This window comes from Pseudovibrio sp. Tun.PSC04-5.I4 (assembly GCF_900104145.1).
GTDB lineage: Bacteria > Pseudomonadota > Alphaproteobacteria > Rhizobiales > Stappiaceae > Pseudovibrio.
In genome coordinates, this window is sequence record NZ_FNLB01000006.1 from 1 (window position 1) to 21,176 (window position 21,176).

A 21,176-nucleotide genomic window follows, 5' to 3' on the forward strand; every position below is an offset into this window, starting at 1 on the left:
TAAGACCTCACAGGAGCAAGTCAAATACATCAACAAACCCATTCTTATTCGCCGCGAAGCGGATATCACAAAACACTTCGGCCCCGCACGCGATGGCTATACCTTGCCGCAAAAACTGCGGGCGATGTTTAAGCAGGCCAAAACACGCGGCCTTGGGACCATTTGCGTGGTCAATGTGTTTGATCCGGCAACGCACAAAGATGACGCTGACAAACCGGATCCAAGCAAAGTCACCGGGCTTGATATCATCGGAGCGTTTGACGCTATGGGCCGCCCAGTGGCTTGAAGCTGGCTTATTCCTGTTATCAGCGCTTTGGCTGGTTCCAAAGAACATTCTGGCTCCAGGCTATGATGGGTTGGCCGGGGTTCGCTCAGAAATGGAAGCCATTTGTGGCCGCATTCGCGCTCGCTGCTATTGGGATGCCCCGTTTGGTGTCACCCTGCAGCAGCTTCAGGAGGCACGCGGGCCGGAAGGATCGTTTGATTTCCAGACCAATGACACACGGGTTAATCTGTGCTGGCCTATGATGGAAACGGTTAATCTGGATGAGATGTCGGATACTGCTGGTGAGGTAGTTGCAGATCACTATTCAGCTTATCTGGTGGGTGTCGTGCTTATGAGCGTGATGGAATACGGCTATCATCACAGCCCCTCCAATCGGCCTATCAAGGGCATTGAGGGTGCAGCTCAAGATGTGCTTTATGTGCCGGGCGATGGGTCCAGTGATACGCAAGTGACCCGATCCAACGGGATTATCTCGTGCGAGGAACGCTTTGGGAAAGGCCCGCACACATCGGGCAACCGCAATGCCGGGTATCCACTAAGACCACCATGCTGACGTTCTTCCACGCCCAGTACACGCAAGATGTGCTGGATGAAGCAATCTTGCACTTTCTCGATGAGAAGAAGGACCGAAATGGATCTTTGGCTCGCATTGAGCAGGTGGAGGATGCCATCAATGCTTGGGGGATTGGCAAGACCAAGGGCAATGACCCGGAACTCTCCGGGTTCCGCTTTGCTTTTGACCGGGAGAAAATGAGCCCGGCCTTTGCTGCGGACGGCTGGTACCACTACGCGCTGGAGTTTGCTCCTGTTGGTATAATGGAGACCATTAGCGTGCGCCGGTCCCTTAACATCAACCTTCTGGCCGATGCTCTGGGTCTTTCCCAGTCCGAGGCGGCTTAAGTAAATAATGGAGGGATAATCTATGGCTGATTTCCGCCGCTTTGGTCAGATCACCAATTCAGATATCTATTTGGGCGACAACACCCTTGTGGGGCTCGCCAAGTCCTTCAAAATGCCCAAGATTGAATGGAAGACGGTTGATATTGAAACACTGGGTCAGGTCGCTGTTTACAAAGCGCCCACCCGGACACTGGAAGCTCTCACTGGCGAAATTACAATGAGCAGCGTGGATCCGGATATTCAGGAGGATTTCCTCAATCCGACCAAGACCCACACACTCCAGTTGCACAAGTACGTGGATGTGAATGGTCCTGAAGGTTTGGATCTGGAGCGTTCTTATACCCTGATCACAGTATTGCAGGCCCGTTTCTTTGGTCATGATTTTGGCGAAAGCAAAAATGGCGATCCCGAAGAGATGACCCACGAAATGACAATCTCCCGCCTGGTGCAACGGGTTCATGACAGCAACAAGCCACTGTTTGAGGTGGATGTGTTTGCAAGCTCGGTGCGGAACTCTTCCGGCGAGATGTGGCGCGGTTAAGCGCATAACGGTCCAATCAGACCGCGATCAGGCTCCCATGCTTTTCGGCGTGGGGGCCTTTTTTATTGCGCAGATCAAAATGATAAGTTTCCAACCCAAGTTGAAAGGGATGCCATGACCCGCCCGGATGAGAATAAGAGCGAGAGTGAACGTGATCAGAGCGCACCGGTTGAGTCCGGTGTGGTTGCCAAACTGAAGGCACACCGCGACGCAAATCAAGGCACTGCGAGATTTACCCTGCCAGAGACTGGCGTTGTGGTGGTCTACCCAAAATTCCGCCGCCATGGTGACTGGACGCGGTCCCTGCGTCTGGCCAAAAACAAGATCGGCAAAGCCCAGATCCTTTACCTTTGTAAGATCGCAACATTCGATGGTGAGAAGCTCACCGAGGCAGACTTTAACACTTATATCCCGATGAATGATGCCAATGAGCTGCTTGGTGAGGTCTTTGGCGGTGATGATGATCTTGATGAGGACGATGAGGGAAACGGGAAGAAGACGACGGCGTAACGCTGTCGTCGCTTGAGTGCCACACCTATCTGGTCAACCGGGGTTGGGGCCCCGGTTATCTGGATGATTTGTCTGAGCCTGAATTCCTGACCACGCTTGACCAGCAAATCGCCTTTGATGAAGCCAAGGCCGAGGCGGAACGCAAGGCTGCGACGCGTGGCAATGCACAGTCTTAACGGAGCTTTCCATGCGTCTTGGTATTACCGCAGAATTTAAGGACCGCGCCTCAAAGGGACTTAAGAAGCTTCTTAAGTTCAACGAGCGCATGGAAAAGCAGCTCAAAACACAAGAAAAGCTCTCCAAAGGCCAGAGCAAAGCCACGCTCAAACAGGTTAAAGCAACAGAGAAGACCGCCAAGGCCACGGGAAAGGTGGCAAAGGCTGCTGAGAGCGTGGCAAAGGCCAACAAGAACGCGGCGAGCGGTGCCGCAAGCCTTGCAGGCCACACCGGGGAAGTTGCCAGTCAGATCGATAGGGCTAGCGGTTCCATGGGGCGACTTGTTGGTAAAACCGATGCGGCAGTGCGCAAGGCCGGTCTATTAAAACGTGCCTTTAACAAAGTCAAAGGGGCGACAAAGAGCCTTCAAAAAGGTGGCGCACTGATCAAAAGCGGGGGTGGAAAGATTGCGCGTGGGGCAGCGGTTGGTGCCGGGCTGATAGCCGGAGCATCGGTTGTAGCTGGTGTCGCCGCCAATACGGTGATTGGTCCTGCCGCTCAAATGGAAAACTACAAGGTTCAGCTTGCGGGGCTTGAAGGCTCTGAAGAAAAAGCTGAACAAGCCATGAGCTGGATCAGAGGCTTTGCAGATAAAACGCCCCTTCTTCTTAACGAAGTTGTTGAATCCTACAAGCTGCTTAAAAGCATGGGCATTGATCCCACCAACGGCAGCCTGCAAGCACTTACGGACACGATGTCCTTGAATGGCGGGAAGGCCGACTACCTGCACGGTATCATTCTCGCAGTGGGTCAAGCCTGGAACAAAGGTAAGCTTCAGGCTGAAGAAGCCATGCAGCTACAAGAGCGCGGCATCCCTGTCTGGGATATGCTTTCCAAAGCAACGGGTAAGACGTCTGCCGCCCTCATGGAAATGGCGTCCAAGGGCGAGTTGGGCCGTGAGGTGATCTCCAAACTCGTTGAGTTAATGGGAAACCGAGCCGCTGGTTCTTCAGAAGAACTCTCCAAAACATGGGACGGGATGGTCTCCAATATCATGGGGCGCTGGCTGGATTTTCAGTTGATGATTGCTGATGCTGGAGTGTTTGATTGGGCCAAGGAAAAACTGCAAGGGTTTCTGGACAAGCTCAATACCATGAAAGCTGACGGCTCGTTGCAGCAGTGGGCCGAAGACATCAGCAAAAACATCATCACCGGTTTGGAAGATTTTTGGGTCTTCGCTAAAGAGGTGATTGTTGCGCTGCGAGCTACTGGTGGGGCGTTGTCCGAAATTGCCGATATGATGGGCGGCTGGACTAATCTCGTCCGCTTGATGATCAAGCTGCCGTTTATAGCGGCCCTGATCAGTATTGTCACCGGATTGGTGCAGATTGGCGTGGGCCTTGCCGCTCTTGGCCCGGTCCTTGCCTCGCTTGGCGCAGGTCTTGCCGCACTTACAGCACCCTTTTTGATCGCCATTGCAATAGTTGCAGCCCTCGCTGTCGCGGCATGGCTTATTTATGATAACTGGGATGTGGTCAGCGTCTGGCTTGCAGCTGCCTGGGCATGGATTGCGGATATGGCTGTCGTTGCCTGGGACATATTAAAAGCTCTGTTTGGCTGGACGCCGCTTGGCATGATTGTGAACAACTGGGGCGAGATCACCACCTGGTTGGCGACCTTCTGGGAAGATATTAAAACCACAGCAAGTACGGCATGGACGGGTCTTAAAACTCTGTTTGGCTGGACGCCACTTGGCATGATTGTTAACAACTGGGGTGAGATTACAACCTGGCTGGATACGTTCTGGACAAACCTGAAAAGCAAGGTCTCAGTGAAGTGGGCCGACCTTCAAGCCGTGTTCACTGACTGGAACTGGCCGGGACTGCCTGAGTTCAAGCTGCCTAGCTTTACGGCGGTCAAACAAGCTTTCACTAATTTCTTCAGTGGTTCGTGGTTGCCTAAGGTGGATACGTTCTCCACTTTCTGGGAAGGGCTAACCAGCATGGCTGATGGTGTCTGGCAGAAACTGTCGGGCATCTTTGAGGCTATCGGGACTGCCGGTAAAACCCTTACCACCACCATTGGCGAAACTCTTTTTGGCTGGACGCCGCTTGATAAAATTACTGCCAACTGGGGTGAGATTACAACCTGGCTGGATACGTTCTGGACAGACCTGAAAAGCAAGGCCTTAGTGAAGTGGGCCGACCTTCAAGCCGTGTTCACCGACTGGAACTGGCCGGGTCTGCCTGAGTTCAAGTTGCCAAGCTTTACGGCAGTCAAACAAGCTTTCACTGATTTCTTCAGTGGTTCGTGGTTGCCTAAGGTGGATACGTTCTCCACTTTCTGGGAAAGGCTAACGAGCCTGGCTGATGGTGCATGGCAGAAACTATCGGGTATCTTTGAGGCTATCGGGACTGCCGGTAAAACCCTTGCCACAACTGTTGGCGAAACTTTAAAATCCCTTGCTGATATGGCAGGCAAGGTCTGGTCCTCGGTGACCGGCCCGGAAGGTGCTGACCGATTTATTGACCAGCTTACTGAAGTTGCAGAAAACGGCTGGTCCTCTGATTTCATGGAAGGGCTGGCGCTTACAGAGGCTTTGCAAGCTGGTCAGGTGAACCTTGATACCTACCAGCAAAAGCTTGCCGCCATTGCTTTAGGTGGAGGCGAGTTCGCCTCGCACGCTCAAAAGATGATGGACCTGTCCCGCCAGCTTGAAGGCCATTCTGGTTTCAGCCAGCAAGAGCAAGCGCCAACCAGCCTTGCAGAGGTTGAAAAAGCGAGTGCTGCGCTGGAAGCCCTTCAGGTAACAAGCCGAGCAGCTATTGCAGAAGTAGACAACCTGCTGGGCGGTGTGGACTTTGCCTATCACGGCCAGCGCATGATGGAGACCATTGCCGTTGGTATGCGTACCCGTGCGCATTTGTTGGTGGAAGAAATGCGTCAGGTAACAAAGGTCCTACGTGATCACTTGCCATCCTCACCAGCAAAGCTTGGCCCGCTTTCCGATATCCACCGTCTTAAGTTTAGCGAGACTATCGCCCAGTCAATCAAACCCGCCCCAATGGTCAGGGCCATGCGCAAAGCAGCAGCAGCGACTATGGCGGCGGCAACCCTGAGTACAGCCACGGTTTCTCCATCACTGGCCGCCTCCGCGCCGCAGGCAATCACACCGCCCGCTCATGCAATTCAGGCGGCAGGTGGATCGGGTGGCACAGGTCAGGGCGGAACTATATCCGTCACCTTCAGCCCAAAAATCACAGTAGGCTCAGGGGCATCAATTACCAAAGATGAGCTTGCCGAACTGCTTGAGGATCAGGCGGAGGATTTGGTCGCTCTGCTGCTTCGAAAAATAGATGAGAAAAAGAGGTTGGAGTTTTAGATGATTTTTGCCAGCCTTGGAGACTTTCAACTGGGCACGTCAAACGTGATGACTGGTCCTACAGCAGCTGATGAAACTCTTGTCAACGACTTCCACGAGCACAAGGTGGTGCGCGGTAAACCCGTACCCCAGCGCGGTGGTGAAGCGTTAGACCGGCGTTCATTCTCATTTTTCTTTGAGGAAAGCTTCTGCAATCCAGAGGCTGAGTATGCCCGCCTTGTTGCCTCCAAAATCTCCGGGGCGGTAATGCCATTTATTCCCGGCAGCGGTGGGTTTCTTGGCAAACACTATTTTATCAAACAGCTCAAAAGCACCACCCAAAAGACCACAGAGAGTGGCCGCATTGTGCGTATTGAGGCCAGCATGGAGCTGGTGGAAGTGCCCGGAAGTGCTTTGAGCGTTGGCGGGCTTAGCATCGCCGGAGCTGCAGTTGCATTGCTCAACCCGCTCTTAAAGAGACTTAAATGATGGGCGTTAAAACCGGCGATTATCTGGAACATTTCACTGAACCGGGTGAGCGCTGGGATACCATTGCGTGGGCCTATTACCGTGATGCCCAGATGATGGACTTGCTGATTGTTGAAAACCGGCATTTATTCCCGCAAGAAATCGCCCGCATTCCCGCTATTCTTCCTCCGCGTCTGACCCTTCGTATCCCGGTTGTTGAGCAATATCCCCTGGATACAGATCTGTTGCCGCCATGGAAGCGCGGCACGGCGGAGGGTTAGGTGATGGATCTGCGCGAGCCTTTTCTCTCCCTCAAGATCAACGGCGTTGAAGTGGCAGATAACCTTGCCCCGCATCTGATTGATTTTTCCTGGACAGATAATCTGCATGGCAAGGCCGATGAGGTCTCCGTCACCCTGCGCGATGATGCCGGGTTGTGGCGCGGTCCGTGGCGACCGGAAAAAGCCGATAAGGTTATCGCGACCATTGGCTATCGCGGCTATCCGCCCATGCCATGCGGTGAGTTTGAGGTGGATATTCCTGAGGCGCAAGGTTCACGGCTGAACGACCGGCTCAGCTTCAAGGCGGTGTCAGCGGCTAATTCCACCGAGCAACGCACCAAGAAATCCAAATCCTTTGAAGAAACGAACCTGAAAAAGGTCATTGAGGAGGTCGCCAAGGCTCTGAATTATACCGTCTCTGGCAAGATTGAAGAGATCCCGTTTAAGTTCAAGCGTCAGCGCCGTGAACGCGACCTTCAGTTCCTCACGCGGCTGGCAGAAGACTACGGTTATTTCTTTGCCATCAAAGACAAACAACTGGTGTTTTACAAACGTGAGGATCTGGATAAACGCGATCCTGCTACCACCTTTGATCTGGTGGATGGCACGACCATTATCAGCTGGAAGGCAACCGATAAAACCCACCAGACCTATAGTAAAGCCAAGGTTGCTTATGCCCACGGCCAAAAAAAGAAGTTGATCACAGGCGAAGTGCAGGACCTTTCCATTAAGTCCGGCGATACACTCACCATTGATGAGCGGGTAGAAGATGAGGCGGAAGCTAAAACTGTCGCCAAGTCCCGCCTTGCCAAAGCCAATGAAGACGGACTGGTTGCCACGCTAACGCTGGTTGGTGATCCGCTCCTGATTGCCGGGCAGGTGGTGGCTCTGGGGGCGACCTTCGGCAAATACTCAGCAAGCTATCTGGTGCACAAAGCCCAGCACAAGATCGCACGCGGCACCTACACCACGCAACTGGAGCTGAAAGCTATCCGTAAGGATGGTAAAGTTCGAAAAGCATCTACCAAAGGCAGCAAAGCTGGTGGTTCATCCGGCCTGTTTGACGGGCCAGTGCAGGATCTATCTAAGCCCAAAGGGCAATCGTTTTAAAGGGGTGTAGCACTCTCGCCAAGCCTAATTTAGAGGAGTTCGTAGGTTCAAAGTTTCAGCTACGAAAGATGTCTAAGTGCAAACTATAGCCTGAGGACGTTCCTGAACATGAAGTATCTTAAAATAGTAAAAGGCTTTTTCGCCCGACCGCATAAATCTCGAGTTCTACGGTACAAAGAGCGAATAGCAAGTGCGTCTCTAGGGGGCGGATTCGGTGCGTGGATTGGTAGCAGTATCGGAATAGCAATGCTTGGAACCGCCTTCGTTGGCACGATATTATTTACCACAATTTGTGCAGTCATCGGCGTACTTTTAGTGCCGGACTTAAGGCGGTTATTTCGAAGAAAAGATAAAGGTGAGAATACTGATGCCACGGATAACTGATGGTGAAAGCTCCAGCCCGTTTAAACGCGGCACTATAACGAAGCACAGTAAAGGCGGACGGGCGCAGGTTGAATTCCTTGACGAAGACGGCAATGCCTCTGCGTGGCTGTCAGTCAGCCAGCGCAACACCAAGGGGCAGAAGAGCTACGACATGCCTGCGATTGGAACCCAAGTTTGGTGTTTGCTGGATGCTTATGGTGAGGATGGGGTGATCGGCGGGGCGGTCTGGTCTGACGAGGATGCGCCGCCCTCCAACGATCCGAACATCGTCCATGATGTTTTCGGGCCACTAGAGATTTTTTACAATAAAACCACGGGGGAGATGAAGGTCAAAGGCGCACCAAAGATTACCTTTGAAGCCGATCTGATTGAGCTAAAAGGCACGATAAAGATGGAGGGTGATAGCGTCACCCACAACCGTAAAGAAGTGGGTGAGACTCATAAGCATAAGGACGTTACACCGGGACCAGCTCAGACGGGTGTGGTGGTTTAGTATGAGTTTCCTAAACCGTGTCGAGTTTCTCAAGATTGAGCGCTTGCGCAAAATCAATCGTTAATGGATGCCACCCACGCCCACTGGAAATTTCTGTAGTTTTCAACTTCTCTCTGAGCGCATCACCAGATTTAACTTCAGTGATAATAGCCAGTTTTTTGAAATTTTTCCGTTGTGCCGCTCTGACAAAGAATTCGAAATTAGGGTAGAAATCAACGTAATATAGGGTTTGTGGATACCACCGGATATCTCGCAACTGCGAAACCAGTAGTACCAGCAGGTCTGCTTGCATAATGTCCTTAAATGGTAAATCCGTTCGATCTGAATGCCGTTTAATTAGTTTTGCCGCAGGTGAGTGGCAATTCGGCTCGCCATTACTCAGCGAGTTGTTGAGATCGTCTCCGGCAGAAGCGTGAAACTTCGCAAAAGAGCCGTAATCGGTACCCGTATGTCGCTCAGATGGTGGCAAAATATATTTCGTCTCGAAGATTACGTTTAGTGTGCTAAATGATTTTGTTTTAATCAAAACCGCCACAAAATATAAGAACACTTCATAAACAAAGAGCGAGTGAGCAGTCCACCATTTGTCGTTAAAGCGAGTTACTTCCTCAGTCCTAAACCTCAGCGCAAGTACCCTTTCAAGGAGATCAATCAACGTCTCTGAAAAGTCTTCCTCATTACCTCTCAGTGTACTTTCCAACAAAAGCCAATCGACAAGGAAATTTCTAATCGGCTTTAGCTTTTCGTAATCAGAAATTATCCTTTGTCCCCAATCATCTACGTTCGGTTCTTCACGAATTCTCAGTTCATCAACATAGGATACGCAAGCGTCAAAAAAATCTTCACGCAACAACGGTACTGTAGTCTTTCCTTGTTTTAATCCGTTCTCAAGAGATCTAATTTTTGCTGTGACACCGGACGTGGGGAGAGTAGTATTCTGAGTTAGATAAGCTGGTTTCTTACCTAGGGCGGGTTTGGTGAAACGTGGTTGCCCATTTAGGAACCGGACTAAATCTTCCCACGTTTCATTTACTTTTTCTGGAGACGTAAAATTGAACCCAATCCGAGAAGCAATAAAGGTTGGAAGATAAGGTTCTCCGTCGTCATTAAACTCACAGAAAATCGAAACGAATTTTGATTGAGCGGTTTTCTTATAGACCTCTTGAGAAACGATTAGTGCCTCTATGCCAACCCCCGCTTGTCGAGCGTCAGCCTTTTCTACATAAGACTGATCGCACACTAGTAAAACATGCGTAATGGTTGGATCTTGAACCATTTTTTCCATAAAAACAATTTTATCATCCCCCGGTCTAAGGTCATAGATATCAATGATCACATTGACACCATCACCAAATAGACGGTCTGCCCATTCTCTAACGCGTTCCTTATGCGCTACGTCTGTCCAGTTATATGAAATAAAAACCTTTGGTACCAACGGTTCTGCTTTTACATTCATTCCTAAATCGCCCTATCTGCGGAACACTTCCGTAACCTAGCTACCCTCTCGCGCGATACCTTGCCTACAACGAGAAGTTTTAGCAAGGATGTTTGCGGGCGATGGTTTTAGATCCCCTCCATTGGCAGATTAAGCTGGCACAGGACCCTGATGCGCTCTGGAATGAGGCGGTCATTGGACTGGATGATCTGGCCCAGTGCATCCGCATTATCTGCCTGACGGCCAAGCTGTCTGTTCCCACCCAGCCAGAGCAGTTCTGCAGTGCGCTTGATTATATCGACCGCGTTCCTACCGAGGCAATCCCCGGCATTTCCAAGGAGATCTGGGAGGGCATAGATCGCTGGGAGCCGCGCATTCTGCTGGATAGCGTAGATGTGGTGCAGGCAGGCTTTGCCTATTTCACCGCAGCTATTTACTGGCGGCCACGCTCTGACGTTCTTTCCGACATTAATCGCACCGATGTTGATTTTATGAGGGCTGAGTGATGGTAAACCTGATCAAAGCCCTGACTACAGATGAGCTGATCCGTCGCGGTCCGCCGCAACACTTCACCGTGTCCTCCAAGGTCTGGCGAGAAAAGCTGGTGACGTGGTGGCAAACCCACCCGGACGGCCCTCAGCGCAAGCTTTACCCGGCCCACTATGAAATGCTGTTCATCAACCTGCTGGCCTATGCCTTATCGCTACTTGGCAAAGAAGGACAAGACGCCGCCGACAAACGCTGGCTCCTGTTTGCCACTGGGGCATCGCTGGATGTGGCCGCCGCCAACAATGGCACTTTTCGCCTGAAGGCCAAGGCGGCCACAGTGCAGCTCACCTTCACACTGGATGAACCACGCAGTACCGATCTTGTTTTGCCACGCGGCCTTGAGGTCAGCGCCGGGGCGTTCTCATTTGCACTGGATGAACAGCAGATTTTGAAGGCTGGTGCGCTTTCTTTGAATGCTCGTGCCACAGCTACCCAACCGGGGTTAGAAGCCAACGGACTGCTGCCCGGCCAGATCACGCAAATGTCTGCGGGCTATCCTGATGTGAGTGTGACCAACTCAATCACTAGCGAAGGCGGCACGACTGCAGAAGACGATGGCTCTCTGCTTTACCGCGCCGCCAAAGCCCATGATCGCATCTCCAAGGCCGGACCAAAAGAAAGTTACCGCCAGCAGGCCCGTGCGTTTTCACCTGACATTGCAGATGTGGAAGTGATCCGGCCTGCACCGGGGCGCATTGCGCTTTATGTGTTGCTTAAGTCAGGAGTGCCGAGTGCTCAGTTCTGTGAGGATCTGAAAGCCTATCTGGATCCTGACAGCAAGCGACCGCAAGGAGATGATCTAAGCGTTCATCCCGGTGAATTGGTGAGCGTCACTATTACCGGACCGCTGAAGGTCAATGGAGATTTTGAAGTGGCACGCGCTGCCTCTGAACAGGCCATTCGCGAAGCCGGGATCATATGGTCGCAGCGTTTGGGTGAGTACCTGGCGCTCTCGGCCTTAACGCCTGCAGTACGCCATGTGGAAGGCGTAGTGGATGTCGATCTACATGTGACAAATCTTGCCTCGCGACAACTTGGTAAAATCCAATTTGCTGTGATTGGTGATGTGGTTCTGGAGGCGGAGAATGACTGACCGGCGCTTTCCCTACACGCTTATTCCGCCCAGCATCAGTGAGCCACGCACACGAGCCTTGCTGGATGCCTTTGAAGCTATGATCGGTGCCTTTGATTTTTCAGTGCTGTTGCAACGAAACGCAGATGAGACATCCACGGAAGCTCTGCCACTGGCAATGCATGACCGCTCGCTGGAGGAGTTCATCGGGGAAGATGGGCTACCGGAGGAAGCCGTCCGCCGTCTTATTGATGAAGCATGGCCGTTGCATGAGGACAAAGGCACTGATGATGGTGTTGCGTTGGGTCTGTCATTGATTGGCGTACGGCCTCATTTTGAGCACTGGTGGCAGCAAGAGCCAGAGGGGCCGCACGATACTCATAATCTCACCGTCTATGTAAATGAGCACCTGTTTGATGATGAGGCTGTTCTGCTCAATTCCAAAGTGCAGATCGCTGCCCTCACCATGGTGGACGCTACCAAACGCTGGTCACAGGATACCAACTTTGAACTCGGTGCTGAATTTGAAACAACACTCAGCCTTGGTCTGGGCGGGGCTTGTGTTGCTCTGGCTGAGCCTATGGGCGCGATGGCTATTCCAGAGTCTGGGGCAACACTCTGTGCAGGTGCTGTGGGCCGTGGTGTCGCTCATATGGCGCGGGTGTTTGAACCTGTCTTACCAGAGGCGGGCACACACCTTGCCAGCGCTGCCATCGCACGCGGTCATTCCTTTCTTTCACTTCACGGAGAGCTTTTGCCATGAGTTTAAAAGCGATCAATCCAACACTGACACGCGCTGGTATGCGGGCGATCTTTAACGCATCCGATGCGGGCCTTCACGCGAAGATTACCCATCTGGCCTTCGGCTCCAGCCGTTACACGCCAACTGGAACCGAGAACGGTCTCAAGTCTGAAAAGGCACGCATTGAGATTGTCGGCAGCCGCTATCTGGATGATTTCCAAATGGAGATTACCGCAAAGATAGATGGACCAACCGGCTTCACGCTGGCTGAGCTTGGCGTGATGCTTGAGGACGGAACACTGCTGGCCGTTTGGTCTGATCCTGACACGCCGCTGGCCCAATATACGCCTGGTGTTCCGATTGCCTTTTCCTTTGTGTTGGCACTTTCAAGCTTGCCGCAGGATGTCATCGAGGTGACGGGCGATGTGGATCTGCAACTCTTCTTTGGCGAGGAGTTTGCGCAGGTTGGAACAGCTTTGATTGGCATGCAGCTGCGTGCAAAACATTTGCAGGAACGCGTTGCTGAACTGGAGAAAGGTAAAGCCCAGTTTGCAGCTGTTTCAACATTTATCACACAGCAACAGCAGACGATTGCCACTCAGCAATTGCAGATAAACGAGCTACTTGGCCTCATCACTAATACTGGGGCACTCGCACTCATTAATTCCCGAAACATCTTTGAAACACAGGAGGCACTGCAATGAGCCTGACGCAAAATATCACAACCCTTATTGGCCGGGCTGATAGTCTGGTCAGCGCCTATGAGACCAAGGCAGATGAGATCAATCAGAAAATTCAGGAAGCAGTAGCTGCCTTTCCTGATACTCATAAAGTCTTTTATGTGGACCCGACACGTGGTCATAGCAGCAATTCCGGTTCACGCGACAACCCCCTGCTTACCATTCAAGATGCAATCAGCCGCACTCCAATCAATGGCAGTGCTAACATCAATTTATTAGCAGACACAATGTTGCCGCCAGCACGCTACAGCCTTCAGAACAAAAGCATTCAGATCTACGGTCATGAAGCACCAAACGGCAAAGCGAAACTAACGGCTTCTGTGTTTGAACATAATGGATATGCCTACCTATCTGGCTGGAACACATTTGGGCTGAACGCTGGCTTCATGTTCCGCTTCATCGATGTTGATTTTCCGCAGTATACCGGTGATCTGCACGGTTATATTCGCTATAGGTCCATTTTGGGGAACTTTGCCGGTTATGTGCAAACTCTTTCTCATTTTGCTTTCTCTGATGCCAGTTTGATCTTCCCGAACGAAAACGGCTTTGGTTGGCTAGCCTGTGCAACGCATACCGGTTTGGTTTTTCTTGGCAATGGAATTACCGACGTGAACGGGAATATGTCGGGGCAGTACGTAGATGGAGCTGACGCCGCAAACCCTTCCAATACCCCTCAGTTACTCACCAACATGAAAACTCTTTAAAGGAGGCGGCTCTATGACCTTGCTTGATTTTAGTTATAACGGCAGAACTTATCGGAATTTTTCAGAGGAGGCCGCTGTTGCTGCTGGCGTTCCCCAAGCCGCAATTGACGAGGCATTGGCCTCTGAGCGCTTGAGTACCGTTAAAGCGGAATGCCGCAGACGCATCTATGCGCAGGCAAGCTCTGAGACCCAGATAAACATGGCGACCGCGACTGCCGCTGTTGCAGGCAAGGCGGTTGAGGATCGCAGTGCAGAAGACTTGGCGCTTCTAAACAGCACCAAGGCTGCATTCGATTGGGTCAACGCTATGCGGGCCAAGGTGATTGATCTTGCCGCAGATCCAGACACGGGCTTTACGCTGGATGCAAGTTGGCCGGATTGCCCGGCTGATGTGGTTGCTATTGTGGAGCAGTTTTAACAAGCCGGAACACATCCGGCGCACGCCCAAACTGCCCGCACTAATATGAAGCGGAAGGCCCGGAGAAATCTCCGGGCACCGGGCATCAAGTGCAAACCAGAGCCCAGCCAGTGAAGACAATAATATCACTGCTCACGCCGCATCAACTCACCAAACAATGAGCTGCGGGACCATCATATGCGAGATAGGGAATGGAGTCTATCAAGTGCTGCAAATGCGCAGCTCTCCTCCTCAAAAAAGAAGAAAATGCCCTTCAGGGGCGCATCGAAATCAAATGCCGCCGCTGTTGCACATATAATGACCTGAGGCCAGATGAGCCCTTAGAAAATAACAATAAGAAATGACAGTAACTCCCGTCAGACCTACCAAACCTGTGGCCGCTTATATCGGAGGAAAAATGCAACTTGCAAAGCACGTTTCAGCCCGGATTAGCGCGGTCGCTCATCAAACCTATGTTGAACCATTTGTCGGTATGGGTGGGATCTTTTTCCGCCGGGCTGAACAGCCGAAATGTGAAGTCATCAATGACATCTCCGGCGATGTGGTAACTCTGTTCCGCATCCTACAACGCCACTATCCGCAGTTTTTGGAAGTGCTCAAGTTCCAGCTGACAAGCCGCTCTGAGTTTGAGCGTTTGGTGAAAATTGATCCTGACACGCTGACAGATCTGGAGCGGGCTGCCCGTTTCATTTACCTGCAACGCACGGCTTTTGGGGGTAAGGTAGAGGGACGTAATTTCGGTGTAGACTTACGAGGGGCAAGGTTTGATCTGAGCAAGGTGGTGCCGCTTCTGGAGGACGTTCATGAACGCTTATCCGGCGTCATCATTGAGCGCCTGCCTTACGCTGATTGCATCAAGCGATATGACCGGGCTGAAACACTATTCTATCTGGATCCGCCGTACTGGGCCTGCGAGGACTATTACGGCAAAGACGTGTTTACCGCTGAAGACTTCCAAAAGCTGGCCGATCAACTCAGAGCCATTAAAGGCCGGTTCCTTCTTTCCATCAACGACACACCGCAGATCAGAGAGATCTTCGCTGGCTTTGATCTGGAAGAGGTGAGCCTCAACTACACGATGAATGCTACCCGTCAGAAGGCAGCTAAAGAGCTGATTATCAGTAACTAAAACTGGGGAACAAAAGGGGCGTTAGAAAGCGTTGTAAAGCAGCTCTTCTAACGCTCAAAAACTGGAGGTAAAAGAGAGGATGCGCCGTGCATTCTAAAACGCCCACCTATGCAAAAACTCGCGCCGCGCCACATTGGAAAGAAGGGGTGTGGAGGAGTGGTCAATCTAGGGAAGATCGTAATGATCCATAATTTGAAGCAGCAGGGACTGTCTGTAAGTGCCATAGCGCGCAAAGCCGGGCTGGATAGAAAGACGGTCAGCAAATACTTACACCAAGGCCTTGAAGCTCCTGTCTACGGCCCCCGCCAGCGTGACGGGCGTGTACTGGAGGAATACAAAGGCTATTTACTTGAGCGACTGGAGCGGTTTCCCGGTCTATCTGCCCGGCGCTTGCTTCGTGAGCTGAAGACACTGGGGTTTAAGGGCGGTTACTCCACTGTAACGGAATATCTTCGCCTGATCCGTCCAGCTCCTCCGCATGCATTTGAACGGCGCTTTGAGACAGCACCAGGCCAGCAGGCACAGGTAGATTTTGCTGAGTTTCAGGTGGAGTTCACCAGTGAACCAGATGTGGTGCGAAAAGTCTTTTTGTTTTCAATGGTGCTGAGTAATTCACGGTTTTTGTGGGGGCGCTATTGTGCCAATCAAAAACTAGAGACAGTCCTGCGTTGTCATATCGCGGCCTTTGAGGTCTTCGGCGGAGCGACACTGGAAGTCCTGTATGATCGCATGAAGACAGCCGTTCTGGGAGAGGAGCCAGATGGCACTGTTCTTTTTAATCCTGCTCTTGTCGCTCTTCTGGACCATTATGGCGCTCAGCCGGATGCCTGCCAGCCCTACCGGGCCAAAACCAAGGGCAAGGTGGAGCGGCCATTTCGTTACATCCGGCAGGATTTCTTCCTTGGTCGTACGTTCCGCGATCTGGACGATCTTAATGCCCAGTTCACACGCTGGTGCAAGGAAATTGCCAATGCCCGTGTTCATGCCACCACCAACCGTGTGGTGGGCGAGGTCTTTGGAGAGGAACAGCCCGCTCTGATCCCTTTGCCAGCGCACCCTTATGATGCTGTTTTACTGGTGGAGCGGCGGGTCACGCGTGATGGCATGGTCTCCGTTGGAGGTAATCTTTATTCAGTGCCGGACACCGTTAAGAAACGGATGGTCGAAGTCCAGCATCACCCGCAAGAGGTGCGCATCTATGAAAACGGTCAGCTCATCGCCACCCATCCGGTCATGGAGGGAAAGAACCAGCGCCGGGTTGATCCATGCCATCGCAAGGCTCCTCCACGGGCAACACAGCGCCGTCGTCTGGCTGCGGAGCCAACCAAACACAGCGGTGTAAACCAACGCCCACTGGAGTTCTATGAAGCGGTAGGCCAACGACTTGCCAGTACTGGAGGTAAGCCATGAGTTCGCTCAGTAAACGCATTCAGTCTTCACTGGTAGGCTTAAAAATGCCGCGGGCTTTAGAGGTGCTCGACCACACGCTGAGCCAATTGGAACAAGGGGAACTCACGGCACTGGAGGCCCTGGATTCTCTGCTCAATGAAGAATATTCAACACGCGAGGGCCGCCGTATCGGCGTCGCCCTGACGACAGCGCGGCTTACTCCGATAAAAACACTGGAAAGCTTCGACTTTACCTTCCAGCCCTCGCTGGACAGGGATCGCATCATGGCTCTAGCCGAACTGGAGTTCATCACTCGCAATGAAGTGGTACACTTTCTCGGTCCACCTGGTACAGGAAAGAGCCATCTGGCAACTGCTCTTGGGGTTGCAGCCGTTAAAGCGGGTAAACGGGTGTATCGCATTGCTTTAGCTGACCTCATCGAAGCCTTGGCAAAAGCTGAAAAAGAAGGGCGGTTGACTGAGAAACTACGCTTCTTTGCACGAACTTCACTGCTAATCGTCGATGAAATCGGTTATCTGCCAATTACCAATGGGGGAGCAAACTTGTTCTTCCAGCTCGTCAATGCCAAATATGAAAAGGGATCCATGATCCTCACCTCAAACCGTGGCTTTGCGGAATGGGGTGAGATCTTTGGTGATCGCGTTATTGCCACAGCCCTTCTCGATCGGCTTTTGCATCATGCCGTCGTCATCCAGATCGAAGGTGCTAGTTATCGGTTGCGCAGCCATGCGGACCTCATGCCAGAGCACGTACGGGCTAACGCTTCAATAGCTCCACCTCCACCACCAAAACGACGCGGCAGGCCACCCAAAAAGGAGAGTTAGACCCACAGACAAGGCTGGTCACCAAATACTCAAACTGAGGACTTTCCGTCCAGCACATGTGGGGAAATTTGACTCAGCATTGACATGACTGGCATGGAGCTTCTCAGCTCGGAAAGAAACTGTTTGGCGGTTGCTTCATCAGTATTTGGCAAAGCAACGCAAAACTCATCTCCACCAATCCGGATGGCTACACCATCATGAGGCAGTAGATCAGAAATGCGGTGTGCAACGGAGATGATCAGGTTATCTCCGGTTTCATGGCCAAACTTGTCATTGATTTGCTTGAACCGATCAATGTCAATCATAGCGTACCGCATCTCTTTACCTGCTTTCATATGGTCTTGATGAAGCTGGTCAACAACGTTGTAAAGATGCCTTCGATTGAACAATCCCGTCATTGGATCACGATGGGCCATTTCGGTTAGTTCAAAGATCCGGTCAATCTGGTTTAAGTTCTGTGAGACGCGCAGCATCAACTCCTCAGGCGTACAGGACTTATTGAGAAAGTCATTGGCGCCGGATTTTAAAAACTTTGCGGTGAGCTGTGGGTCTACCGTCGCGGAGACGCCGATGACCGCAAGGGTATTGAAGCTGAAATTACGCCTGATTTGTGTAAGGGTCTGGAATCCGCTTATTCCCGGGAGTTGGTGATCGAGGATCATCAGTTTCACGTCCGGATGCGCATCCAGTAAGGCAAGTGCTTGCTCACCAGAGGTAGCCGGAATGACTTTCAAGCAATACAGCTGCAGTCGTTTCGTCAAAAGCGCGCGTGCACTGGGTGAATCATCAACGATCATCACCTTAGTGCTGAGATTTTTATTGACGCGGTTGACCAGTTCTCCCAAATATCCAAGACTCGCAGGGGAATCCTTGAGAACGTAGTCGACGATGCCCTTTTTCAAAATTGAACGGCGAGTGGCTTGATCAAATCGACCAGAAAATACAATCGTAGGTAGACCGGCCTCAATAGTGAGATCGACTACTTCTCCGTCGGGTGCATCAGGCAATGTTAGATCTACGAGTGCAAGGAAAGGTTTGACTTTCCCTTCCTCAATAATCGCCTTCGCCTGAGCATAATTTTTGGCTGTGGTGACGTTATAGTGTCCCGCACGCTCAATTTCGCTTTCAGTTACGCGAGCAAAAAAGTTAGCGTCTTCAACGAGAAGAATGCTCTTTTTCTTATCCGGCATGTGATGCCCCTAAAACCCAGCTGTTGCGCCCAAAATTGCGCCAATGACGTTCTTGCCGCCATCAATAGCCTCGAATATGCCTCAACATAAACAATATTTAGAATATAATTAAAATTAAACATAAAGTTGCGGTAAATTTAAATTAAATCAATTCTTATCCGTGTTACCAAGTCAAATGAGATTGATTTTCCAGTAATTTTTAAAATATGTAAGTTGTGCTTCATATCAGATCCAACATATGTGAAATCTTGATTAAATCATGGCTCTATATGCAAGTGTAATCAATAAAAAAGAGTCAATATAATCGATTAAAATATAAGTCTATTGATCGAATAATTCAGAAACAAGGATTCCCTTGGGGCAGTATGTTCTTATTATGCAACTATGTGGTGTGAAAGTTGCTACAAAACATGAATAGTCAAGGAGCCAAAAGGGGCTGATGCCACAACCCCTGATTTAAATTAGATGTGAGTCGTTGAAAACACTACACATTTAGCAGTAAGTATTCGCGTTCCCATGCACTGATGACGGACATAAACGTCTCGTACTCCTCCAGTTTGATAGCGCGATAGGTTGCCACAAACTGCTCGCCAAATATCCCAAGCAGATCTTCATCCTCTTCAAATTCGTCTACGGCATGCAACAGTGTCCGAGGTAGTTTGTTCATAACCTCACTGTTGTCTGTGTCCTTGGGTTTGTCGGGAGTGATCCCCTTTTTTATTCCCAAATAGCCCGCTGCAAGGCTGGCAGCGATGACGAGGTATGGATTTGCGTCAGATCCGGGAACCCTGTTTTCCAATCGGCGTGCATCTGGTGAGGAGCTTGGAACCCGAAGACCCACCGTGCGGTTATCGTATCCCCAAAACAAGTTGGTTGGAGATCCGCTATCACGGGAGAAACGGCGGTAGGAATTCACATAGGGCGCCATAATAGGCATGAGAGCAGGCAGATAGCGTTGGTGTCCACCGATGAAATGGAAGAAAGCAGGCGTTGCTTCATTCTGTGCATCGTTGAAGATGTTGCGCCCGGTCTCTTTATCAAGGACCGATTGGTGGATGTGCATGGATGATCCGGGCTGTGACGACATCGCCTTTGCCATAAACGTGGCATAGATATCATGCCTGAGTGCGGCTTCACGAATTGTGCGTTTAAACATAAACGCCTGATCTGCAAGAACCAGAGGATCGCCATGCCGGAGATTAATCTCCATCTGCGCAGCGCCTTCCTCGTGGATCAGAGTATCGATCTCCAAGCCCTGAGCTTCAGACAGATCGTAGATATCGTCAATAAGCTCATCAAATTCGTTCAATGCAGAAATTGAGTAGGATTGCCGTCCGACTTCCGGGCGTCCAGAACGACCCACAGGGGGTTCCAGAGGGTAATCTGGATCGGTGTTTGGTTTGACGAGATAAAACTCTACCTCTGGTGCAATAATTGGTTTCCAACCTTCGGCATCATACAGCTTCAGAACATTCTTCAAGACATTGCGGGGCGCAATCGGAAAAGGTTCCCCGTCCTTGGTGAAAGCATCATGGATAAGCTGTGCAGTGGGGTCGGTCTCCCAGGGCACGATTGTAAGTGTGGAATAATCTGGTTTGAAGTAAAGATCACCGTCTGTTGGATTATAAGTGAAGCGATCATCATTCTCGGGGTAGTCACCAGAAATAGTCTGCGCGAAAATAGAGGATGGCATTGTGAGCGTGCTGCTGCTGAAGAATTTGTTTGTTGGCATCATCTTGCCGCGTGGTACGCCGGCAATGTCTGGCACCACGCACTCAATGTCACCAATGTTGCGGGCTTGTAACCAAGTGCGCGCCTCTTCAAGGTTACTCACACCGCGCATATTTAGCGCTGCTTCATCATCCGAATTAATCTCAGAACTCATAATATTCCCAATTGGGTTTGGTTGTTTGCCAGTGCTGGTATGAGCACCGAAAACAGAAAATAAAGACAAAATTACAACCCGGCAAAAGTTGGAATAATACTAACCAGGTTTCACCAGTTCAAAATTAGTCTAGCAGAGTTATTGGTTCAGCGGAAAGGTTATGAAGAAACAAAAATTGGCCAGATTATCCAAGTTTTGTTTTTACTGCTTGAAGTCCGATAACATAGACCGGATTTTGAGAAGCAACATAAGGAGCGCGGCTCCGAATTTACACCAAACTCTGAAGATGAGCTGTCTATGAGTATTCGACTACCGTTAGGTGGCCTAGGTCTCTTTAGGGGAGGTTTCGACTAAGAGCTGACAAGTGGGGGCAAAAGCAGTCAGTTATGTCTTCCACTCAATCTGCAATAAAAGCGCACTTGTTTCTGAGATAGGGAATTGGTCTTAGCTCGAGCTCTTTGCTCACCTGCTTCACCCCTTAATATCTGTATACAACTAACGCATTTCTGCCAAAAGCGCAGCGTTTGCTCAACCTCCTCTAGATACAAACAAAGTCGTGTCAGTAAAGATGCTATCGGTCTGGAAATT

Annotated in this window: 21 protein-coding genes and 1 pseudogene; 19 read left to right on the forward strand and 3 right to left on the reverse strand. The window is 51.0% G+C overall.

Translation table 11 applies throughout. The annotated features are described in order from the left end of the window. The 10 genes and pseudogenes from BLS62_RS31315 to BLS62_RS05115 form a co-directional block, all read left to right on the forward strand. Positions 1 to 286: pseudogene (locus BLS62_RS31315) on the forward strand (phage tail protein); the annotation flags it as partial. Then, on the forward strand, positions 258 to 839 hold the full coding sequence (locus BLS62_RS31320) for a phage tail sheath protein (protein ID WP_200798472.1): 582 nt from the start codon (positions 258 to 260) through the stop codon (positions 837 to 839). The pseudogene BLS62_RS31315 and the gene BLS62_RS31320, both read left to right, overlap by 29 nt. Next, positions 833 to 1,186, forward strand: coding sequence for a hypothetical protein (locus tag BLS62_RS31325; protein ID WP_200798473.1), 354 nt, complete (start codon positions 833 to 835; stop codon positions 1,184 to 1,186). Before BLS62_RS31320 ends, BLS62_RS31325 begins: the two co-directional genes overlap by 7 nt. A gap of 22 nt (positions 1,187 to 1,208) precedes the next feature. Next, the gene (locus tag BLS62_RS05080; RefSeq protein ID WP_093177790.1) at positions 1,209 to 1,727 is read left to right on the forward strand and encodes a phage major tail tube protein; all 519 of its coding nucleotides are present in this window, start codon (positions 1,209 to 1,211) and stop codon (positions 1,725 to 1,727) included. A 114-nt stretch (positions 1,728 to 1,841) separates the two neighbouring features. Continuing rightward, positions 1,842 to 2,237 (forward strand): hypothetical protein, encoded by a 396-nt coding sequence (locus BLS62_RS05085; RefSeq protein WP_093177793.1) that lies wholly within the window; start codon positions 1,842 to 1,844, stop codon positions 2,235 to 2,237. Positions 2,238 to 2,424: 187 nt separating this feature from the next. Beyond that, positions 2,425 to 5,775 carry a tape measure protein gene (locus BLS62_RS05090; protein WP_093177796.1) on the forward strand — a complete coding sequence of 1,117 codons (3,351 nt, stop codon included), beginning with the start codon at positions 2,425 to 2,427 and terminating at the stop codon, positions 5,773 to 5,775. Continuing rightward, positions 5,776 to 6,243, forward strand: a complete 468-nt coding sequence (locus BLS62_RS05095) for a phage tail protein (protein WP_093177799.1) — start codon at positions 5,776 to 5,778, stop codon at positions 6,241 to 6,243. Next, a complete protein-coding gene (locus BLS62_RS05100; protein ID WP_208990688.1) occupies positions 6,240 to 6,503 on the forward strand; it encodes a tail protein X in 264 nt (87 codons plus the stop codon). Before BLS62_RS05095 ends, BLS62_RS05100 begins: the two co-directional genes overlap by 4 nt. A 3-nt stretch (positions 6,504 to 6,506) precedes the next feature. Further along, positions 6,507 to 7,613 (forward strand): phage late control D family protein, encoded by a 1,107-nt coding sequence (locus BLS62_RS05105; protein ID WP_093177802.1) that lies wholly within the window; start codon positions 6,507 to 6,509, stop codon positions 7,611 to 7,613. Positions 7,614 to 7,980: 367 nt separating this feature from the next. Beyond that, positions 7,981 to 8,490: a hypothetical protein gene (locus BLS62_RS05115; RefSeq protein ID WP_093177808.1), complete on the forward strand. Its 510-nt coding sequence runs from the start codon at positions 7,981 to 7,983 to the stop codon at positions 8,488 to 8,490. Positions 8,491 to 8,500: 10 nt separating this feature from the next. Here the strand turns inward: BLS62_RS05115 and BLS62_RS05120 are convergent, their stop codons facing one another. After that, a complete protein-coding gene (locus BLS62_RS05120; protein ID WP_093177811.1) occupies positions 8,501 to 9,946 on the reverse strand; it encodes a toll/interleukin-1 receptor domain-containing protein in 1,446 nt (481 codons plus the stop codon). Positions 9,947 to 10,047: 101 nt separating this feature from the next. Here BLS62_RS05120 and BLS62_RS05125 point away from each other — a divergent pair, with 101 nt between their 5' ends. The 9 genes from BLS62_RS05125 to istB all read left to right on the forward strand — a co-directional run bounded on the left by BLS62_RS05125 (position 10,048) and on the right by istB (position 17,513). Beyond that, the gene (locus BLS62_RS05125) at positions 10,048 to 10,431 is read left to right on the forward strand and encodes a hypothetical protein (RefSeq protein WP_208990690.1); all 384 of its coding nucleotides are present in this window, start codon (positions 10,048 to 10,050) and stop codon (positions 10,429 to 10,431) included. Further along, complete coding sequence (locus tag BLS62_RS05130; protein WP_093177814.1) at positions 10,431 to 11,567, forward strand: baseplate J/gp47 family protein; 1,137 nt, start codon at positions 10,431 to 10,433, stop codon at positions 11,565 to 11,567. The genes BLS62_RS05125 and BLS62_RS05130 overlap by 1 nt, the downstream gene beginning before the upstream one ends. Continuing rightward, positions 11,560 to 12,309 carry a phage tail protein gene (locus BLS62_RS05135; RefSeq protein ID WP_093177817.1) on the forward strand — a complete coding sequence of 250 codons (750 nt, stop codon included), beginning with the start codon at positions 11,560 to 11,562 and terminating at the stop codon, positions 12,307 to 12,309. Before BLS62_RS05130 ends, BLS62_RS05135 begins: the two co-directional genes overlap by 8 nt. Beyond that, positions 12,306 to 12,992 (forward strand): phage tail-collar fiber domain-containing protein, encoded by a 687-nt coding sequence (locus BLS62_RS05140; protein WP_208990691.1) that lies wholly within the window; start codon positions 12,306 to 12,308, stop codon positions 12,990 to 12,992. The genes BLS62_RS05135 and BLS62_RS05140 overlap by 4 nt, the downstream gene beginning before the upstream one ends. Further along, positions 12,989 to 13,732: a hypothetical protein gene (locus BLS62_RS05145; protein ID WP_093177820.1), complete on the forward strand. Its 744-nt coding sequence runs from the start codon at positions 12,989 to 12,991 to the stop codon at positions 13,730 to 13,732. The genes BLS62_RS05140 and BLS62_RS05145 overlap by 4 nt, the downstream gene beginning before the upstream one ends. Before the next feature lie 13 nt (positions 13,733 to 13,745). Next, positions 13,746 to 14,150, forward strand: coding sequence for a hypothetical protein (locus BLS62_RS05150; protein ID WP_093177822.1), 405 nt, complete (start codon positions 13,746 to 13,748; stop codon positions 14,148 to 14,150). Positions 14,151 to 14,490: 340 nt separating this feature from the next. Next, complete coding sequence (locus BLS62_RS05155; RefSeq protein WP_093177825.1) at positions 14,491 to 15,279, forward strand: DNA adenine methylase; 789 nt, start codon at positions 14,491 to 14,493, stop codon at positions 15,277 to 15,279. A gap of 156 nt (positions 15,280 to 15,435) precedes the next feature. Further along, positions 15,436 to 16,689: an IS21 family transposase gene (istA, locus tag BLS62_RS05160; protein WP_093176930.1), complete on the forward strand. Its 1,254-nt coding sequence runs from the start codon at positions 15,436 to 15,438 to the stop codon at positions 16,687 to 16,689. Beyond that, the gene (istB, locus tag BLS62_RS05165; RefSeq protein ID WP_093177827.1) at positions 16,686 to 17,513 is read left to right on the forward strand and encodes an IS21-like element helper ATPase IstB; all 828 of its coding nucleotides are present in this window, start codon (positions 16,686 to 16,688) and stop codon (positions 17,511 to 17,513) included. The genes istA and istB overlap by 4 nt, the downstream gene beginning before the upstream one ends. Before the next feature lie 29 nt (positions 17,514 to 17,542). Here istB and BLS62_RS05170 read toward each other — a convergent pair whose 3' ends face one another. Then, complete coding sequence (locus BLS62_RS05170) at positions 17,543 to 18,703, reverse strand: response regulator (protein ID WP_093177830.1); 1,161 nt, start codon at positions 18,701 to 18,703, stop codon at positions 17,543 to 17,545. Positions 18,704 to 19,187: 484 nt separating this feature from the next. Then, positions 19,188 to 20,588, reverse strand: a complete 1,401-nt coding sequence (locus BLS62_RS05175) for a glutamine synthetase family protein (protein ID WP_093177833.1) — start codon at positions 20,586 to 20,588, stop codon at positions 19,188 to 19,190. Positions 20,589 to 21,176: the final 588 nt, after the last annotated feature.

Coding starts and splice junctions, on each gene's coding strand:
- BLS62_RS31325 (WP_200798473.1), top strand. CDS start 833: ATGCTGACGTTCTTCCACGCCCAGTACACGCAAGATGTGCTGGATGAA.
- BLS62_RS05080 (WP_093177790.1), top strand. CDS start 1,209: ATGGCTGATTTCCGCCGCTTTGGTCAGATCACCAATTCAGATATCTAT.
- BLS62_RS05085 (WP_093177793.1), top strand. CDS start 1,842: ATGACCCGCCCGGATGAGAATAAGAGCGAGAGTGAACGTGATCAGAGC.
- BLS62_RS05090 (WP_093177796.1), top strand. CDS start 2,425: ATGCGTCTTGGTATTACCGCAGAATTTAAGGACCGCGCCTCAAAGGGA.
- BLS62_RS05095 (WP_093177799.1), top strand. CDS start 5,776: ATGATTTTTGCCAGCCTTGGAGACTTTCAACTGGGCACGTCAAACGTG.
- BLS62_RS05100 (WP_208990688.1), top strand. CDS start 6,240: ATGATGGGCGTTAAAACCGGCGATTATCTGGAACATTTCACTGAACCG.
- BLS62_RS05105 (WP_093177802.1), top strand. CDS start 6,507: ATGGATCTGCGCGAGCCTTTTCTCTCCCTCAAGATCAACGGCGTTGAA.
- BLS62_RS05115 (WP_093177808.1), top strand. CDS start 7,981: ATGCCACGGATAACTGATGGTGAAAGCTCCAGCCCGTTTAAACGCGGC.
- BLS62_RS05120 (WP_093177811.1), bottom strand. CDS start 9,946: ATGAATGTAAAAGCAGAACCGTTGGTACCAAAGGTTTTTATTTCATAT.
- BLS62_RS05125 (WP_208990690.1), top strand. CDS start 10,048: ATGGTTTTAGATCCCCTCCATTGGCAGATTAAGCTGGCACAGGACCCT.
- BLS62_RS05130 (WP_093177814.1), top strand. CDS start 10,431: ATGGTAAACCTGATCAAAGCCCTGACTACAGATGAGCTGATCCGTCGC.
- BLS62_RS05135 (WP_093177817.1), top strand. CDS start 11,560: ATGACTGACCGGCGCTTTCCCTACACGCTTATTCCGCCCAGCATCAGT.
- BLS62_RS05140 (WP_208990691.1), top strand. CDS start 12,306: ATGAGTTTAAAAGCGATCAATCCAACACTGACACGCGCTGGTATGCGG.
- BLS62_RS05145 (WP_093177820.1), top strand. CDS start 12,989: ATGAGCCTGACGCAAAATATCACAACCCTTATTGGCCGGGCTGATAGT.
- BLS62_RS05150 (WP_093177822.1), top strand. CDS start 13,746: ATGACCTTGCTTGATTTTAGTTATAACGGCAGAACTTATCGGAATTTT.
- BLS62_RS05155 (WP_093177825.1), top strand. CDS start 14,491: ATGACAGTAACTCCCGTCAGACCTACCAAACCTGTGGCCGCTTATATC.
- istB (WP_093177827.1), top strand. CDS start 16,686: ATGAGTTCGCTCAGTAAACGCATTCAGTCTTCACTGGTAGGCTTAAAA.
- BLS62_RS05170 (WP_093177830.1), bottom strand. CDS start 18,703: ATGCCGGATAAGAAAAAGAGCATTCTTCTCGTTGAAGACGCTAACTTT.
- BLS62_RS05175 (WP_093177833.1), bottom strand. CDS start 20,588: ATGAGTTCTGAGATTAATTCGGATGATGAAGCAGCGCTAAATATGCGC.